This is a genomic window from Rosenbergiella metrosideri (genome assembly GCF_022602565.1).
Lineage (GTDB): Bacteria > Pseudomonadota > Gammaproteobacteria > Enterobacterales > Enterobacteriaceae > Rosenbergiella > Rosenbergiella metrosideri.
Genome location: NZ_JALBCV010000001.1, coordinates 435,838 through 451,841, shown reverse-complemented (window position 1 = coordinate 451,841; position 16,004 = coordinate 435,838). Strand labels below are relative to the sequence as shown.

13 protein-coding genes are annotated in these 16,004 nt (G+C 50.3%); 4 read left to right on the top strand and 9 right to left on the bottom strand.

Translation table 11 applies throughout. The features are described 5' to 3' along the window. Positions 1 to 2: 2 nt before the first annotated feature. The 5 genes from MKR94_RS02255 to mdoC form a co-directional block, all read right to left on the bottom strand. Positions 3 to 1,385: a cytochrome c gene (locus MKR94_RS02255; protein WP_241645306.1), complete on the bottom strand. Its 1,383-nt coding sequence runs from the start codon at positions 1,383 to 1,385 to the stop codon at positions 3 to 5. A gap of 41 nt (positions 1,386 to 1,426) precedes the next feature. Further along, positions 1,427 to 3,082, bottom strand: coding sequence for a GMC family oxidoreductase (locus MKR94_RS02250; RefSeq protein WP_241645254.1), 1,656 nt, complete (start codon positions 3,080 to 3,082; stop codon positions 1,427 to 1,429). Positions 3,083 to 3,123: 41 nt separating this feature from the next. Next, entirely contained in the window at positions 3,124 to 3,687 is a 564-nt protein-coding gene (locus MKR94_RS02245) for a sorbitol dehydrogenase family protein (protein WP_241645253.1), read from the bottom strand. 126 nt (positions 3,688 to 3,813) lie between these two features. Then, positions 3,814 to 5,298, bottom strand: coding sequence for a SulP family inorganic anion transporter (locus MKR94_RS02240; RefSeq protein WP_422047485.1), 1,485 nt, complete (start codon positions 5,296 to 5,298; stop codon positions 3,814 to 3,816). A gap of 24 nt (positions 5,299 to 5,322) precedes the next feature. After that, complete coding sequence (mdoC, locus tag MKR94_RS02235; protein ID WP_241645304.1) at positions 5,323 to 6,447, bottom strand: glucans biosynthesis protein MdoC; 1,125 nt, start codon at positions 6,445 to 6,447, stop codon at positions 5,323 to 5,325. 219 nt (positions 6,448 to 6,666) lie between these two features. Between mdoC and MKR94_RS02230 the strand changes: the two genes are divergently transcribed. From MKR94_RS02230 to MKR94_RS02220, 3 genes are read left to right on the top strand one after another with little or no spacing between them, the layout of a single operon-like run. Beyond that, complete coding sequence (locus tag MKR94_RS02230) at positions 6,667 to 8,232, top strand: glucan biosynthesis protein G (RefSeq protein ID WP_241645252.1); 1,566 nt, start codon at positions 6,667 to 6,669, stop codon at positions 8,230 to 8,232. Then, positions 8,225 to 10,780, top strand: coding sequence for a glucans biosynthesis glucosyltransferase MdoH (mdoH, locus tag MKR94_RS02225; RefSeq protein WP_241645251.1), 2,556 nt, complete (start codon positions 8,225 to 8,227; stop codon positions 10,778 to 10,780). Before MKR94_RS02230 ends, mdoH begins: the two co-directional genes overlap by 8 nt. A 44-nt stretch (positions 10,781 to 10,824) precedes the next feature. Then, the gene (locus MKR94_RS02220) at positions 10,825 to 11,055 is read left to right on the top strand and encodes a YceK/YidQ family lipoprotein (RefSeq protein WP_048911944.1); all 231 of its coding nucleotides are present in this window, start codon (positions 10,825 to 10,827) and stop codon (positions 11,053 to 11,055) included. Here MKR94_RS02220 and MKR94_RS02215 read toward each other — a convergent pair whose 3' ends face one another. Next, positions 11,056 to 11,451, bottom strand: a complete 396-nt coding sequence (locus tag MKR94_RS02215; RefSeq protein ID WP_214216034.1) for a MysB family protein — start codon at positions 11,449 to 11,451, stop codon at positions 11,056 to 11,058. It lies immediately after the preceding gene. A 186-nt stretch (positions 11,452 to 11,637) separates the two neighbouring features. Here MKR94_RS02215 and trhO point away from each other — a divergent pair, with 186 nt between their 5' ends. Then, complete coding sequence (gene trhO, locus MKR94_RS02210; protein WP_241645250.1) at positions 11,638 to 12,696, top strand: oxygen-dependent tRNA uridine(34) hydroxylase TrhO; 1,059 nt, start codon at positions 11,638 to 11,640, stop codon at positions 12,694 to 12,696. A gap of 42 nt (positions 12,697 to 12,738) precedes the next feature. On the opposite strand, the gene acpA is transcribed toward trhO, so the two are convergent. The 3 genes from acpA to bssS all read right to left on the bottom strand — a co-directional run bounded on the left by acpA (position 12,739) and on the right by bssS (position 15,967). Further along, positions 12,739 to 14,427: an acid phosphatase gene (gene acpA / locus MKR94_RS02205; RefSeq protein ID WP_241645249.1), complete on the bottom strand. Its 1,689-nt coding sequence runs from the start codon at positions 14,425 to 14,427 to the stop codon at positions 12,739 to 12,741. Between the two features lie 82 nt (positions 14,428 to 14,509). Beyond that, positions 14,510 to 15,631, bottom strand: a complete 1,122-nt coding sequence (gene solA / locus MKR94_RS02200; protein ID WP_241645248.1) for an N-methyl-L-tryptophan oxidase — start codon at positions 15,629 to 15,631, stop codon at positions 14,510 to 14,512. Between the two features lie 84 nt (positions 15,632 to 15,715). Then, on the bottom strand, positions 15,716 to 15,967 hold the full coding sequence (gene bssS, locus MKR94_RS02195; protein ID WP_048911964.1) for a biofilm formation regulator BssS: 252 nt from the start codon (positions 15,965 to 15,967) through the stop codon (positions 15,716 to 15,718). Between the last annotated feature and the right edge of the window lie 37 nt (positions 15,968 to 16,004).

Genomic DNA, 16,004 nt, shown 5'->3' with positions numbered 1-16,004 from the left:
CATCAAGATTTATGTTTTTGGCGACTACGACGTAATCGCAGCCCAATTAATATTAAGATCACCACCACAATACCTACGGCAATACCTGGCACCATATAAGGTTGCGCAGCCGCGAGGAAAGGCATACGTCCTCCTTTACGCATCCAAGCTACATCACCCGCTTCAATCGTTACCTGCGGATTACCGTAATGATGTAAAACATAGTTACTGATATCGGCAATTTGCTGATCGGTCAACTGATCGACATAGGTCGGCGAGCTGAAGGCGGGCATTAAGACATCATGATCCTGAGTGGTCCTCCGTACCCCGAATAAAATGGCCGAAACGAGATTATCGGGGTGGATCATGCCGGTCGCCGTGTTATGGAAAAGGGACGGATAAGCCTGATTTGGACTGCCAGCGCCATCCGGTTGGTGACAGCTGGCGCAGTTACCACTGAAAAGCTTAGCACCATTATCGAGGGCGTTATAAGCATTATTCGGTGCATCACCACGGATCGCCGTCTCGACACTGACTGGCTTGCCGTAAGTATACGCCGGTGCCGTTTCCCCTGGGGTACGAATAGGGGCGGTGCCCTTAAGGTAAACGGCAATCGCTTTCAGATCGCTATCCGGTAGATATTGCAAGCTGTGCTCAACCGCTTCTGCCATGCCGCCAGCGGCTTGGTTTTTCCCCTCGGCGCGGCCGGTTTTTAGGTAGCTGACTAATTCGTCTTCTCGCCACCCGCCAATACCGCTGATCGGGTCAGAGGTAATATTCGGGGCGTACCAACTGCCTAAGGGGGCACCCGCCAGCGGCTGGTCGTGTTTCTCTGCCATCATAAAGTTACGTGGGGTGTGGCAGGTGTCACAGTGGGCAAGCCCATTAACCAGATAATTGCCTCGATTCCATTCTGCGCTTTTGCTCTCATCCACTTTATAGCTGTCAGTGCTACCGAAAAGTGCGTTCCATATTCCCATACTAAAGCGAAGATTAAACGGGAAGGGGAGCTTAGTCGGCGTATTAGCTTGGTCGACAGGCTTCACGCCGTGCATGAAGTAGGCATAGAGCGCCTGCACATCTTCATCTGTCATAAGATGATACGAGGTATAAGGCATCGCTGGGTAAAGATGTGCCCCATCAGGTCGAATACCTTCGCGGATCGCTTTGGCAAACTGTGCCTCACTGTATCCGCCAATGCCTTGTGCCGATGGCGTGATATTGGTTGCATAGATTGCCCCCATCGGTGAAGCGATGGCATAGCCCCCTGAAAAGGCTGTTTTACTGCCCGGTGCCGTATGACAAGCCTGACAGTCAGAGGCGATGGCGACTTTTTCGCCTTGAGCAATTAACGCAGCGCCTGCATCAGCCTCGGTTTGCGCGTAGGCGAAAGGGGAGGTTGCCATCAGGGTCAATATCCACGCCACTGTTTTATTAAGCCGCACGATTATACGCCCCCCTTCAAACGTTGAGCCATATCATGGGCCGCTTTTAATCCTAGCGCCGCCATGGTCAAGGTGCTGTTGACTACACTGGCGGAAGGGATTGCTCCCCCTCCCGGTAACCAAAGGTTTTCATGATCGAAGGCACGACAGTTGCTGTCGACGACCGCACTCTTAGCGGAATCCCCCATGATCGTCCCCCCCATGATGTGGTTATTGGCATTGAGGCTGGTGGTAATGTTGAACTCTTTGGCGTTAAACAGCGAACCGATATGACGCAGTTGGGCATGGGCCGCTTCGGCACCTTTGCGTACATAATCGCCGACATCATAATGAATATCAGGACAAGCGAGACCGTGAGCATCTTTACGATCAGCACTGAGCGTAAGACGGTTATCGGGATCCGGTAACGGCTCTAAGCTTATCGACAGGTCAACGCCGTGGGTAGAGCGGTAACGGATCTCTTCATCTAAGGCTTTACCGACCAACCCTTTTGCTAAGGCTTGTTTTGTCGCGGGAACCACCCGTGAAATATTATTAAGGATCATTTTGTTCGCTGAGTAATTCCGGCGGAAGTCCCCGTCACGCGGGCCGACCATACAACTACTCTGCGCTGGGCCACGACCGAGCCACATCGGCTCTTCAGTCAAAAAGCTACAGTGGAAACCAGAGTGGTCCATCATATTACGGCCGACCATATCGGAGCTGTTAGCGATACCGGTCGGGTTATCTTTATTAGCCGCCAGCAGTAATAGACGTGGCGTCTCTATACCGTTACAAGCCAAAGCGAACATTTTTGCCGTGGCTTTATGCGAGGCTTTTTGATTATCCAGCCAATGCACGGCAGTGATGCGGTTTTGACTGTCGGTGTCGATCTTATAGACCACGGACTCTGACTGCACGATTGCGCCTTGGCGTTCAGCCCGCTCGATATGATGTATACCGTTATACATTGCGCCGATAGGGCAGATAGGTTGGCAGTTGTTGTTACCACAGCAGACAGGTCGGCCTTCCCAAGGACGGGTACTGCGACCTTGTGGAATCGGCACAAGGTTATAGCCGTGTGGGTTAACCACGCTGGCAAAATAGTTATCGCCGTGGGCGAAAGGTACCATCTCCATCGGATAGGGGCGACTACGTTCAGCAGGGGATTGCATTGCAGGATCATTGGGACCCGCTACGCCAATCTCATATTCCGCTTCGCAATACCAAGGCTCAAACTCTTGGTAAGAGATTGGCCAGTCGCGGCCAACTTGGTACTTGCGTTGCATTTCGAAATCGCTCGGATGATGACGCCAGCAAGAAGCCGCCCAGTGCCAAGTCGTGCCGCCGACGGTACGCAAGTAGCCTTGTTGAAAGCTACCCGCACTGGGACCGGTGACGTTGACATAATTGTTCGGTGGAAAATAGAGCGGGGCAGGTGCGAGCGGCGATTGCGGGTACAGGCCTTGGAAGTCCGAACCGGCACGGTTAGCAAACGGCATATTACGCCAGTTTTCTACCGCTTGGGCACGGGTGATACGCAGCCCTGCTTCGAGCACTAATACGGAGTATCCCTGCGCGACCAAACGGTCCGCCATCATACCGCCGACAATACCGGATCCGACGATCACAACATCGGCGCTCACATCGCCGCTTGCAGTAAATTCTGGTTTTTTCATGATAGTTAATTTTTATTTTTATGCAGTCTAAGAATGAGGGATTACAACGCGTCAATCACCGCGGTGCTGTTCGCATCAGGAATTGGCGCGGTCCACCATAGGGGGCCATTTCCACAGTAGGTAGGGACCACTAATCCATCACTGACGGTGTGATACATCCACGCTTGTTGGTAGCTGACTAGAACACCGTGGTAATCGTTGCCCACAGTGCCGGTGTACCATGCCGTGATAATTTGTTGCAGCAGTCCCAGTAGGCCCGCGGCTTTGGCTTTTACAGCAAAGGTTGCGGCGCTCATGCCCGCTTGCGTGAGTTGCACTAACGGCGTGATCTGCTGGGCAAATTCAGGCACTTTTTTAACGAAAGCATTAAAGAAGTGTGCGGCCAACTCAGCATTGACGTGCTTGTGTTCGGTAATGGTCTGCGTGACCTGGATAAACGCCCGCAAAGGGTCTCCAGTCGGGGAGGTATTTTGGGCAAGCCCACTAAGGGGAAGCGAGGTAACGAAGCAGCCTGCAGTGACTATCAGCGAGTTTTTTAAGAATCGACGACGGTTGGTATCGGTACCAGTGGTGTCACAATCTGAGTGTGGTGAGTTCGGAATCATGGTCTTCAAAACGGGATGTGATAAAGTTCACATAATATAGTGAAATGCGTCTTGAATGTAAAAACATTATAATGATTGAGGATTAGTTTAGGCAGCGGTAAGCCTGTGGCTTACCGCTCGGCAGGACTACTGACGATGCGCCGATACGCGTTGATGAATGGCTTCACTGCGCCCGGCAAGCCCGACTAAGGTCACTTCGCAACCGTGACGCTGATAACGATGTTCGATGGAGTCCAATACGCTGACACTTGACGCGTCCCACACCTGCGCGGCGGAGAGGTCGATCACGACCTGCTTAGGATCATTAGCATAATCGAAATGTTCATAAAGATCATTGCTGCTCGCGAAGAAAAGCGGGCCTTGGACCTGATAGGTGACACGCTCACCCGATGGGGATAGCGAACGATGAGCCACAATAATATGGCTGATCCGTCGAGCGAAAAGGAGTGTCGCAAATACCGCCCCCACTACGACCCCAAGCGCGAGATTACTGGTCCATACCGTAATCAGTACGGTAAACAGCATGATCAGGGTCTCGCTGACCGGTAACCGACGCAGTGTTTTAGGCTGTAAGCTATGCCAATTGACTGTCTTGATTGAGACGATCACCATGATGGCGGCAAGCACTACCATCGGTATTTTCGCCATAACCTGACTTAATACACTCACTAACAGCAATAACACACAGGCGGCGACCACGGTAGACACACGACTGCGGGCTTTACCCAGCTCGACGTTGACAATGGTTTGGCCGATCATCGCACAACCGGCGACGCCACCGTAAAAAGCCGCCAAAATATTGGCGATACCTAGTCCCCAAGACTCCCGATGCTTATTTGAGGGAGTATCTGTTAGCTCGTCCACCAGTTTGGCGGTTAAGAGCGACTCCATCAGTCCGACCAAGGCTACGCTGATCGCGGCCGGCCAGATAATGCTTAAGGTTTGCCAATTAAGGGCGACCTGGAGGGAGTTGAAACCCGGCAATCCGGGCGACATGCTCCCTTCATCGCCAACATTCGGTAAATGTATACCGGTATAGGCCACCACCGCGGTCAACAGGATGATAGCGATAAGCGGGGCAGGAATGGCGGTAAACAGTCGCGGTAAGCCTAAGACGATAGCGAGTGTTATCGCAAAGAACAGCCAGACCATCGGTCCGTGGCCGATGATATGCGGGACTTGGGCCATGAAGATAAGGATACCCAATGCATTCACAAAGCCGGTCATCACTGATTGCGGAATGTAGCGCATCATTCTCGCCAAACCTAGCCAACCAAACAGAATTTGCATTCCCCCGGCTAACACAACCGTCGGTAAAATATAGTTCACGCCATGGGCAGCCACCATTGGGCCAATCACCAAGGCGACAGAGCCTGCTGCCGCGCTGACCATCGCCGGTCGACCGCCGATGAAAGAGAGGGTTAAGCAGATGACAAAGGAGGCGATAAGACTGACTTTCGGGTCGACACCAGAAATAACAGAAAACGAGATAACTTCTGGGATCAGCGCTAATGCAGTAACGATACCCGCTAAACTCTCAGTCATCAGTTTGGCGGGTGAGGTCAGCACCGCTTTAACTTGCCCAGCTTTTGCTGCAGAACAGGGTTCCATTCATTATACCTTGTTAAATACGACTTATTTATTATTGCTTTTGCCTGAAAAGAGGAATCTCAATACAGGAATGCGTAGATGAATTTCGTAAAGGATAAATGATACGCCAAAAACCATCACTAATCCTGTAAAAAACCCAAGGTAATTATTATGGATTGTGTGGCTTACATATAAGCCATAGACCAAGGTTAACGGGTGGTGAACTAAGTAGATAAAGAGTGAGGCATTGACCAAGTAACTGACAGCGGGTGAATGAATATTTAATAACCGGTAGCCACTGCTAAAGCAGATATTGAGCATACAGATCCCCATTACCATCGAGATTAGCGCATCAAGTTCATAGAGCCAACCATCACCCGAGCTGTTGTGTTGGTTGTAATGGTAGGCACAAAAGGCCACTATCGTGCCGATCCACAGTAATGGATGGGGTTTGATAAACAGTGCTTTTAACGAGGTGATCTGCCACGCGAGCGCGCCCAGCATAAAGAAAGGTAAATAGAACAGGACCTGCATTACCACGATATTCATTAATGCATCTTTCATCACCAGCGGTAAAGTGAATAGCAACACGCGACGTAATAGGCACCAGACCAGAATACTGAGGGTTAAGCCGCCAATAACCTGCCACCAGCCAATCTCTTTATATTGCCACTGTTCAGTCCGCTGTTTTAGGAAACAAAATAACCGATATCCGATCATCGTTAATAAGCAGAGAATTAATAAAAACCATAAGTGGGAAATGAGTTCCCAACACAGGGTGTTATATTTTTCATACAGCGTGAAGTGAGACCACTGCGGAAATTTATCCGAAACATTCTTTAATAGTAAAAATTGCGGAAACGTGATTAATGGTATTGCGGCTAAAAAAGGAATACCGACCCGCTCAAGTCGCACTTTTAACCAGCGATGTGGCGAGTAACGTAAGAAAAGCATATAAGAGAAATAACCGGAGATGACGAAAAACACTTGCATCCGAAACGAGTGGATAAACTCATTAAAGAGGGTCAAGCCGAACGATGAAGTTGGGCTATTAACTGTCCAATGCTGTGAAGAATAAATCAGCGACACATGAAAGGGAACACCCAGTAGCATCAAAATGGCGCGGATGGAATCGAGAAAATATTCACGTTGTGGGGGTTGGGTAGACATCATCTATACTCATCGTCTAGGGTGCAATTTGCACGATTACGGCTAAGATTAAATTAAGTATATCAGACAACCTTGGCTGGAATCGGGTTTCGTAAAACTATCCGAAAAATCCAGTATAGCTAATAAAAAGAGACTATAACTCGAAGATGACTGTCAGAATGCTTGGGAATCAATTATTATAAGCTCAGTCAGTTAGGTACACATTTTTAAGGGGGCGATGTGCTCATCAAGAAAGATACTACATATAAAGGACGACAGCTCAAATGGGTTGGCGCAGCGGTACTTGTCGCACTCTACACGAGCAATAGCTGGGCATTTAGTATCGAAGATGTCGCAAAGCAAGCTAAATCGTTAGCGAAGAAAAGCTATCAAGCTCCAAACAGTAATTTGCCTTCACAACTCCGTGAATTGAAATATGCAGATTACCAACAAATTCAATTTAAACGTGATAAAGCTTATTGGTCTAAACTCCACACGCCTTTTAAGCTCGAGTTTTATCATGAAGGAATGTATTTTGACCAAGCGGTTAAAATAAATGAAGTCACGGCCTCCACCGTACATGAAATAAAATACGATCCTACCCTCTTTGACTTCGGTAAAGTTCCGCACGACGCCGATACCCTTAAAAATCTGGGGTTCGCAGGCTTTAAAGTCTTATACCCCCTCAATAGTCGTAAAAAAGAAGATGAGATCAGCTCCTTCTTAGGCGCGAGTTATTTCCGTGTGGTTGGCGCAGGCCAAACTTATGGCCTGTCGGCGCGCGGCCTCGCCATCGATACCGCCGTGCCAGCGGGGGAAGAGTTTCCGCGATTCAAAGAGTTCTGGATTGAACGTCCAACGGCCAACGCTAAACAACTTACCATCTATGCGTTGCTTGACTCGCCACGTGCGACCGGCGCTTACCGCTTTATTATTCATCCAGGCAAAGAGAGTACGGTTGATGTACAGTCCCGGGTCTACCTTCGTGACACTGTCACTAAGTTAGGGATCGCGCCACTGACCAGCATGTACCTCTTTGGAGCGAATCAACCTTCTCCAGTGGTGAATTACCGTAATGAGCTACATGATTCTGATGGTCTCTCAATTCATAACGGCAACGGTGAATGGATCTGGCGTCCCATCAACAATCCGCGTCGCTTAGGGGTCAGCACCTATCAAGTTGAGAACCTAAAAGGCTTTGGTTTGCTGCAACGTAATCGTGATTTCAGCCACTACCAAGATCTTGACGATCGCTACGACCAACGTCCTAGCGGATGGGTAGAGCCTATCGGCCAGTGGGGCAAAGGCCATATCGAGCTTGTTGAAATTCCCACCAACGATGAGACGAACGACAATATCGTTGCTTTCTGGAGCCCGGAGAAATTACCGGAAGCCGGTAAAGAGATGAAATTTGACTATCGCCTGCACTTTACTCGTGATGAGTCTGCGCTGCATGACAACAATATCGCTTGGGTTCAAGATACCCTGCGCTCAACGGGTGATGTCAAGCAGTCAAATCTAGTACGTCAACCTGATGGCAGCATTGCGTTTTTAGTCGACTTCGTGGGCAAAAACCTTAGCAAGATGTCTAGCGATGCGAAGGTTGCTCCAGAAGTGAGCATCGGCAAAAATGGCGAAATCGTTGAACAAAACGTACGTTATAATCCAGTAACTAAAGGCTGGCGTTTGACTTTACGTCTACGCGTGAAAGATCCGAAACAAGTGACCGAGATGCGTGCTGCGTTAACCAGCAACGAAAAACCATTGACCGAAACGTGGAGCTATCAGTTACCTGCCAATGAATAAATCAACGTTTAACTCTAAACAGTATGTTGACACTCTGCCGCTTGATGCGGCAGAGCAGTCTTCGCTACTCGCCTCTGAGAACGCATCAGATAGCTTTGCAGACTTCCATCACACATTGGGCAACGATGTCACCGCCAGCGATCGTGACGAGGATGCGGCACTGGCCTCCGTCTCATCGCGTGTGAAGATGGCGTGGTCAGAGGCGACCGATAACGATGCTCAGTTTGCTGAAGATGATTTACATCGCACCACCTTAAAGGCGATGCCGCCGGTGCGTCGCGCATTGATGTCTCCAGATAGCTGGGAAACTAATCCGATTACGCGGGCATGGCGCACAATACGGGGTAAATCCCGTAAGCAACGCGAGCGTTTGCAAGATGCACCAACCCGTAACGCTGAAGAGAAATGGCGGGTTGTCGGCACGATTCGTCGCTATATCCTGTTACTGCTTACCTTAGCGCAGACGATTGTTGCCACCTGGTACATGAAAACCATCCTGCCTTATCAAGGTTGGACCTTAATTGACCCGATGCAACTGTTCACACCGGACTGGAAGCAGGCGGTGCTGCAAATCCTCCCTTATGTGCTACAGACAGGGATTCTCTTCCTTTTTGCCATTTTGTTCTGCTGGGTTTCCGCCGGGTTTTGGACCGCGCTAATGGGCTTCTTACAGTTGCTGATCGGTAAAGATAAATACAGTATCTCTTACGGCACGGTGGGTAATGAGCCGCTGAACCCCGAGAACCGTACTGCATTGATCATGCCTATCTGTAACGAAGATGTACAACGGGTATTCGCCGGTTTACGTGCGACCTGGGAATCGGTAGTGCGCAGCGGTAATAGCGAACACTTCGACGTTTATATTCTAAGCGACAGTTATGATGCCGATATCGCGATTGCCGAGCAAAAAGCGTGGATGGAACTGGTCCGTGATGTGGGTGGAGCGGGGAAAATTTTCTATCGCCGTCGCCGTCGTCGTGTGAAGCGTAAGAGCGGTAATATCGATGACTTCTGCCGCCGCTGGGGCCAAAACTACGCCTATATGGTGGTATTGGATGCCGACAGTGTGATGAGTGGTGAATGCCTCTCTGGCCTCGTCCGGATGATGGAAGCTAACCCTAATGCAGGAATTATCCAATCATCTCCGAAAGCTTCGGGGATGGATACGCTGTACGCACGTTGTCAACAATTTGCCACCCGCGTCTATGGGCCACTCTTCACAGCGGGGCTGCACTTCTGGCAGCTCGGCGAATCTCACTACTGGGGCCACAATGCGATTATTCGGGTGAAGCCGTTTATCGAGCACTGTGCCTTAGCCCCGCTACCGGGTGAGGGATCGTTTGCCGGTTCAATTATGTCGCATGACTTCGTTGAAGCCGCATTAATGCGCCGTGCGGGCTGGGGGGTGTGGATTGCCTACGACCTGCCTGGTTCTTATGAAGAGCTGCCACCGAACCTCTTGGACGAACTGAAGCGTGATCGCCGTTGGTGTCACGGTAACTTGATGAACTTTCGTCTGTTTATGGTGAAAGGGATGCACCCAGTTCACCGTGCGGTCTTCCTAACGGGTGTGATGTCTTATCTGTCTGCACCGTTGTGGTTTATGTTCTTGGCGTTGTCGACGGCGCTGCAGGTCGTCCACTCCTTAGTCGAGCCGACCTACTTCTTACAACCGCGTCAGCTCTATCCAGTATGGCCGCATTGGCGTCCAGAATTAGCGATTGCGCTATTCTCTACCACCTTAGTGTTACTCTTCTTACCAAAGATGCTGAGTGTGTTGTTGATTTGGTGTAAGGGTGCGAAGCCGTATGGCGGGTTTGTTCGGGTCTTTATCTCGCTGATTCTGGAAATGCTATTCTCAGTTCTTTTAGCACCGGTCAGAATGTTGTTTCATACCCTATTTGTGGTAAGCGCCTTCTTGGGCTTAAAAGCGGTATGGGACTCCCCGCAGCGTGACGATGACTCGACGCCGTGGAGCGAAGCCTTCCGTCGTCATGGTTCTCAGATGTTGTTAGGGATTGTCTGGGCTTCTGGCATGGGCTATCTGGATCTTAACTTCCTGTGGTGGTTAGCGCCAATTGTAGGCTCGCTTATTCTTTCCCCAATTGTGTCGGTAATCTCAAGCCGTGCAACCGTAGGGTTAGCTTCACGCCGCGCGAAACTGTTCTTAATTCCTGAAGAGTTTGAGACGCCACAAGAGCTGATTGATACGGATAACTACGTGCTGCTTAACCGCCAACGCGTCTTAGAGAATGGCTTTATGCATGCGCTGTTCCATCCGTCCTTCAATGCATTAGCCACTGCGCTCGCGACGGCGCGTCACCTACAAAGTGATCTGCTGGATCATGCACGTGAGCGCCAGATCGACCAACTGTTGAGTGAATCGCCGGAAAAAAGCAGTGCCAATCAGCGCCTGCTGGCCATCAGCGATCCGGTGGTCTTAGCGCGATTACATAGCCGCTTGTGGCAGCAGCAGGATAAATATCGTCAATGGCACGACAGTTATGCCAAAGTCGAATTTAACCCTAACGCTTTACAAGCTAACTGATAAAAGGCGGCGTTAGCCGCCTTTTTTAATGGGTTTACACTGTTATGATAAAAAGACTTTGTATTGTGCTGTCGATTGTTATGCTCACGGGCTGCGGCAGTATTATCAGTCGAAGTGTCGCGGGACAGGGAGCGGGGCATCAGTATTACCCCGGGGTGCAGTGGGATTTGCGCCAAGGCTATTGGCGCTTTTTGACCATTCTTGATCTACCGCTTTCATTGATTGTTGACACCTTTATGTTACCCATTGATGCCAAGCACGGTGATTATCCGTAATTACCAGCGCTCAGAGTCGCTGTTGTCATCGCTCCACTCTTCGGCAGCGGCTCTACCTTCCTCGGTATCAGTGGGTGGCGCAAGTTGAAACTCACCCTCGTCCCATTCGTGCAGCGTATTCTCTGGTTGCCACTCGGCTAAAATCTCGTCTTCATCAAACTCGTTATCCCAGATCGCTTGTGCGGCTTCATCGAAGTAAAGCGGCAGACATTCGCTGGGGGCTTCTTCTTGATCGGCAAATTCCGCCTGCCACATGGTGTCACCGTCTTGCATCACATATTTTTGTAATGAAAACTGGCTTACCGAGGCGCTTAACTCGTCCACCTCAGGGTGATCGGCCAGGAAAGTCTCTTTTGCAACGCTGATTGCTTCGTCTAAGGTGGTGAATAAATCCATTGTCGTAACCTCAATCACTGTGGGAATAGATGAAGCATAGAACATATTTTTTAGCCTGAGGGACCCACAGCATATTTTTATTACTTTTCAGTTTTTCCTGAATGAAGTGCGGATAGGCTCTTGGGAAGCATGAGGCTATCGGGTATCATAGGCACCTTTTCAATCCCCCTAAACAGGACGAACACCATGCCAGTGTTACATAACCTTGTCTCGAATAAAGAGTTAAAACAGCGTTTAATGGAGGAGACCGAGCCGCGCACCACTGTCTCGTTCTATAAGTATTTCACCATCAATGATCCGCAGGCGTTTCGCGACCGGCTTTATCAAGCATTCCTCAACCTAAAAGTGTTTGGGCGAGTCTATATCGCGGCGGAAGGGATTAACGCACAGATCAGTGTCCCTGCTAGCCGATTTGAGGCAATGAAGCAGCAAATTTTCGACTTCGATCCTGCGCTCAATGGCTTACGGATGAATATCGCTCTGGATGATGACGGGAAGTCTTTCTGGGTATTGCGGATGAAGGTTCGTGAGCGCATCGTGGCGGACGGTATTGACGATCCAAGTTTCGATGCCAGTGATGTCGGCGCTTACCTGAAGGCCGATGAAGTTAACGCTATGCTTGACGACCCCGAGGCTGTCTTTGTCGATATGCGTAACCATTATGAGTTCGAGGTGGGCCATTTCGACAACGCAATGGAAATCCCCGCCGATACGTTCCGCGATCAATTGCCGATGGCCGTCGAGATGCTGGCAGAGCAAAAAGAGAAGAAGATCGTCATGTATTGCACCGGTGGTATCCGTTGCGAGAAAGCGAGTGCGTACATGAAACACCAAGGCTTCGGTAATATTTATCATATTGAGGGCGGGATTATTGAATATACCCGTAAAGCACGTGAGCAAGGACTACCGGTACGTTTTAAAGGAAAAAACTTTGTCTTTGATGAGCGGATGGGTGAGCGTATCTCCGATGATGTCTTGGCCCATTGTCACCAGTGCGGGGCTTCTTGCGATACCCACGTCAATTGCCTAAACGATGGTTGTCATCTCCTGTTTATTCAATGTGATGAGTGCGCAGTGAAATACCGTGGCTGTTGTAGCCCTGAATGCTTGGAAGAGTCAGCGTTGACCCCTGAAGAGCAACGCCAGCGCCGTGCAGGTCGTGAAACCAGTAATAAAATCTTCAATAAGTCGCGAGGATTATTACGGATGACCCTGCCAACGCCAATCAATAAAGACGACGCCTAAGGGTTGCCCCTGCTGAGCAGGGGCTTTTACGTCGGACGATCACTAAAATTGCAGGGCGGCCGTTAGGTCGCCCATTTTTTGATGGCCGTGTGCCATCAATGCGTGATCGCGTGCGGTTAAGCCGTTCAGTAACGGTAGGTCGTGTACGCGACTGATAAACCGCAAGATCGATCCGGTATCGTATTGCGTATTGTCCACATGTCCGCGCCGTGCAAAAGGTGAAATCACCAACGCCGGGATACGTGAACCCGGTCCCCATCTATCCCCTTTCGGTGGGGCGACAGGATCCCACCAGCCACCATTTTCATCAAAAGTGATCACCACTACCGTATTTTTCCACTGCGGACCACGCTGTAATTGGTCAATAATATGCGCAATATGACGGTCCCCGGCTTCGACATCAGAGTACCCCGCATGCATATTCAGGTTGCCTTGCGGTTTATAGAAGGTTACTGGCGGTAATGTACCCGCTTGTATATCGGCCAGAAAATGGTTAGTGGTCGGGGAATCACCCAATCCACCATCGCGTAAATGTTGCTTTCTGGCGGCCGGATGAGTCGGGCCAAGGTTCTCAAAATAGTTGAACGGTTGATGATGCAGCTGGAAATCAGGACGAGGAGGGAAATCCGTGCTGTCTTTCTGGTCGTCAATCGCAAATTGCCAGCCACCGGCATACCATGCCCAATCAATCCCCTTTGCCGTTAACTTATCGCCAATATGAGGGTGCTTTTGCGCGGGCAGTACGTTGGCCTTACTGGCATCGGCATAATCGGGACGCTGTGGATCGCGGCTGGCAGAGGGCCAGAACGGCGGTTGCATAGTGTTTACGGCGTAGCCATCTGGGGTAATTTGACTCGGCCCGAATTTTGGGATGCCGGTTAAGGCACTGGCGGGCGAGTCAGCCAGCGGTTTTAACCGTGTGTCTGTAGGGTCATCGCTCATCAATTCAGCGATTAATCCTTTGGCAGGGGATGTCTTAACCTCTGGGTAGAAAGGGGCTTGCGCGCAGGCCAGATATTGGTGATTGAGAAACGATCCGCCGAATGCACCTTGGAAGAAGTTGTCACAGAGCGTGTATTCGCGCGCCAGCTGCCATAAGCGCATAGTGTAGGCACTGTTGGCATAATAGCCCATGGTCAAGGCACCAGAATCGGCCCAAGCGACAAAGCGATCATTTTTACCACCGTTAATCTGCATCTGATTTTGGTAGAACACATGCCATAAATCGCGGGTGATTACCCCTTGTGGCAGCGCTTCCTGATCATCACCCTGCAAGGCGAAAGGTTTATTGGGCAGATTAGTCAGATACTCCGCCTGCTGATCAATTTGGTAACGCTTATGATTGACGATTTGAGGATCCGGTACCATCCCTTTCCAAATTGGCGGTAAATGCGGGAGTGGCGATCCGTCCCGATCAACTTGGCGCGTGGCCTGTTCACTGAGTTGATTAAGGGGTTGTTGACTGCCAGGAAAGTTTGCAAACAGATTATTAAAGCTGCGGTTTTCGGCGTAAATGACGACAATATTTTTAACGTGTTCACGCAGCAGCGCCGTCTGTTTTGGTGCGGAATACTCATGTAGCGGACGTGCAGACGCCCCTTGCGGTTGGCTAGCCTTGGCGCTACCGAGGGGGAGGAGGGTAGAGCTGACCCCCAGTGCAGAGGCTCCCGCCAGTAGTCGACGACGTTGTGGATTTTCAGGAGTGGGGGCGTTTTGATTCTTCGACTTCATGCGATGTCCTTGTGCTAACAAGAAAAGTTAGCGTCACGATACGGATTAAGCGTGACGCTTTGATGACATCAATGAAGGCGGATTAACTTTTTGCGAAGCGGCTTAAGCGGAAAGGAGAGATGACTGTTTCAATATCATTGCCCAGTGCGAACTGACACGCGATTTCGCCCAGTGCCGGGGCGCATTTAAACCCATGGCCACTCAAGCCACTGATGACCAACCCGGTTTTATCCTCTCCAAGGTAGTCGATAATGAAGTGACCATCTGGCGAGTTATCGTAGCTGCAGGCTTGTCCGAATAGGCACGCGCTCTGACCCGGTAAAAATTGCTTTAGGAAGCTGAAGCATTCGCTGCCATCGGACGGAGAGTGACCGAAGGGCAGGCACTCTGTAGCATCGTTAAGCGGTTGGCCGCCATCGTGCCGCGCCACTTTTAGCTGATCATCCTCAGCAGGAAAACCGTAATATTGGCTGCCATCGGTTAACTGAGCGGTGAACGCTGGGAAGTGGGTCTGGTGGCTAAAGCGGCCATCGGATTGGAACCAAGCCATGACCTTGCGTACCGGGGTGATCGGCAACTCGGGAAGCAGCTTTTTCGCCCAACTGCCAGCCGTAACGATAATCTTTCGTGCAGTATAGTCTCCGTCGGCGGTGGTCACGCGATAGAGATCATCATAGTGGCTTATCGACTCTACCGGGCAATTAAACAGCTGTGCGCAGCCTTGCTCTTGCGCAAGGCGGATCCAGTGTTCAACCGCTTTTTCGCTGTAAAGGTACCCGGCGTCTTTATCGATTACGCCGTGGTATTCCGCTGGGATAACGAAGGTTTCCCAGCGTTGCATAATATCTTCGGCGCTGAGCGCTTCGACATCGATTGACCAGGTCTTAGCACTGTCAAGTAATTGTGGAACCAGTGGGCTATCGATTGGCGCGAGAGATAGTACGCCACTGCGTCGAAAAAGCGTGGTGGCGGCAGTTTTTTCTAACGCCTCCCAAAGTACCTTACTACGTTGAAGTAGCGGTACATACTGGTCGCCTTCGGCATAGGCATAGCGGATTAAACGCGTCTTACCATGGTGTGAGCCCTGCTGGTGGGGAGGGTGATGGGCATCGATCATTAAGACGTTGAGGTTGTTAATGGTCGCGTAGCAGCCCGCTGCAGCGCCGACTGACCCGCTTCCGACAATAATGACATCGTAAATCATTGCATTGCTCCGCTATTTTCTTTGCAGCATAGCAGAGTCGAGCGGCAGGAGACAAAAAAAGGCACCCTAAGGTGCCTTGGATGATTAATGCTTTGCCCTGATTGGCTGGCTCTCTGACTCTTCAATACGAGCAATACCCGCTTCGAGTAGAGAAATAAACTGCCTAGCCACATCCGTCGTGATCCAATAAGCTGGACCGATGTCGGCGTTTTCTTCTGTTTGTTGGTCCGAAGAGACCGAATGCAGACGAATCATCATCGCATCATAGTCTTCTACGGTACTGATATCCCAACCGACTAACGGATGTGTTTGGATCACATTATTTTCTTTATCCATCTTAACCTCCATAATCGTCAAACATAAGTGAAGACTG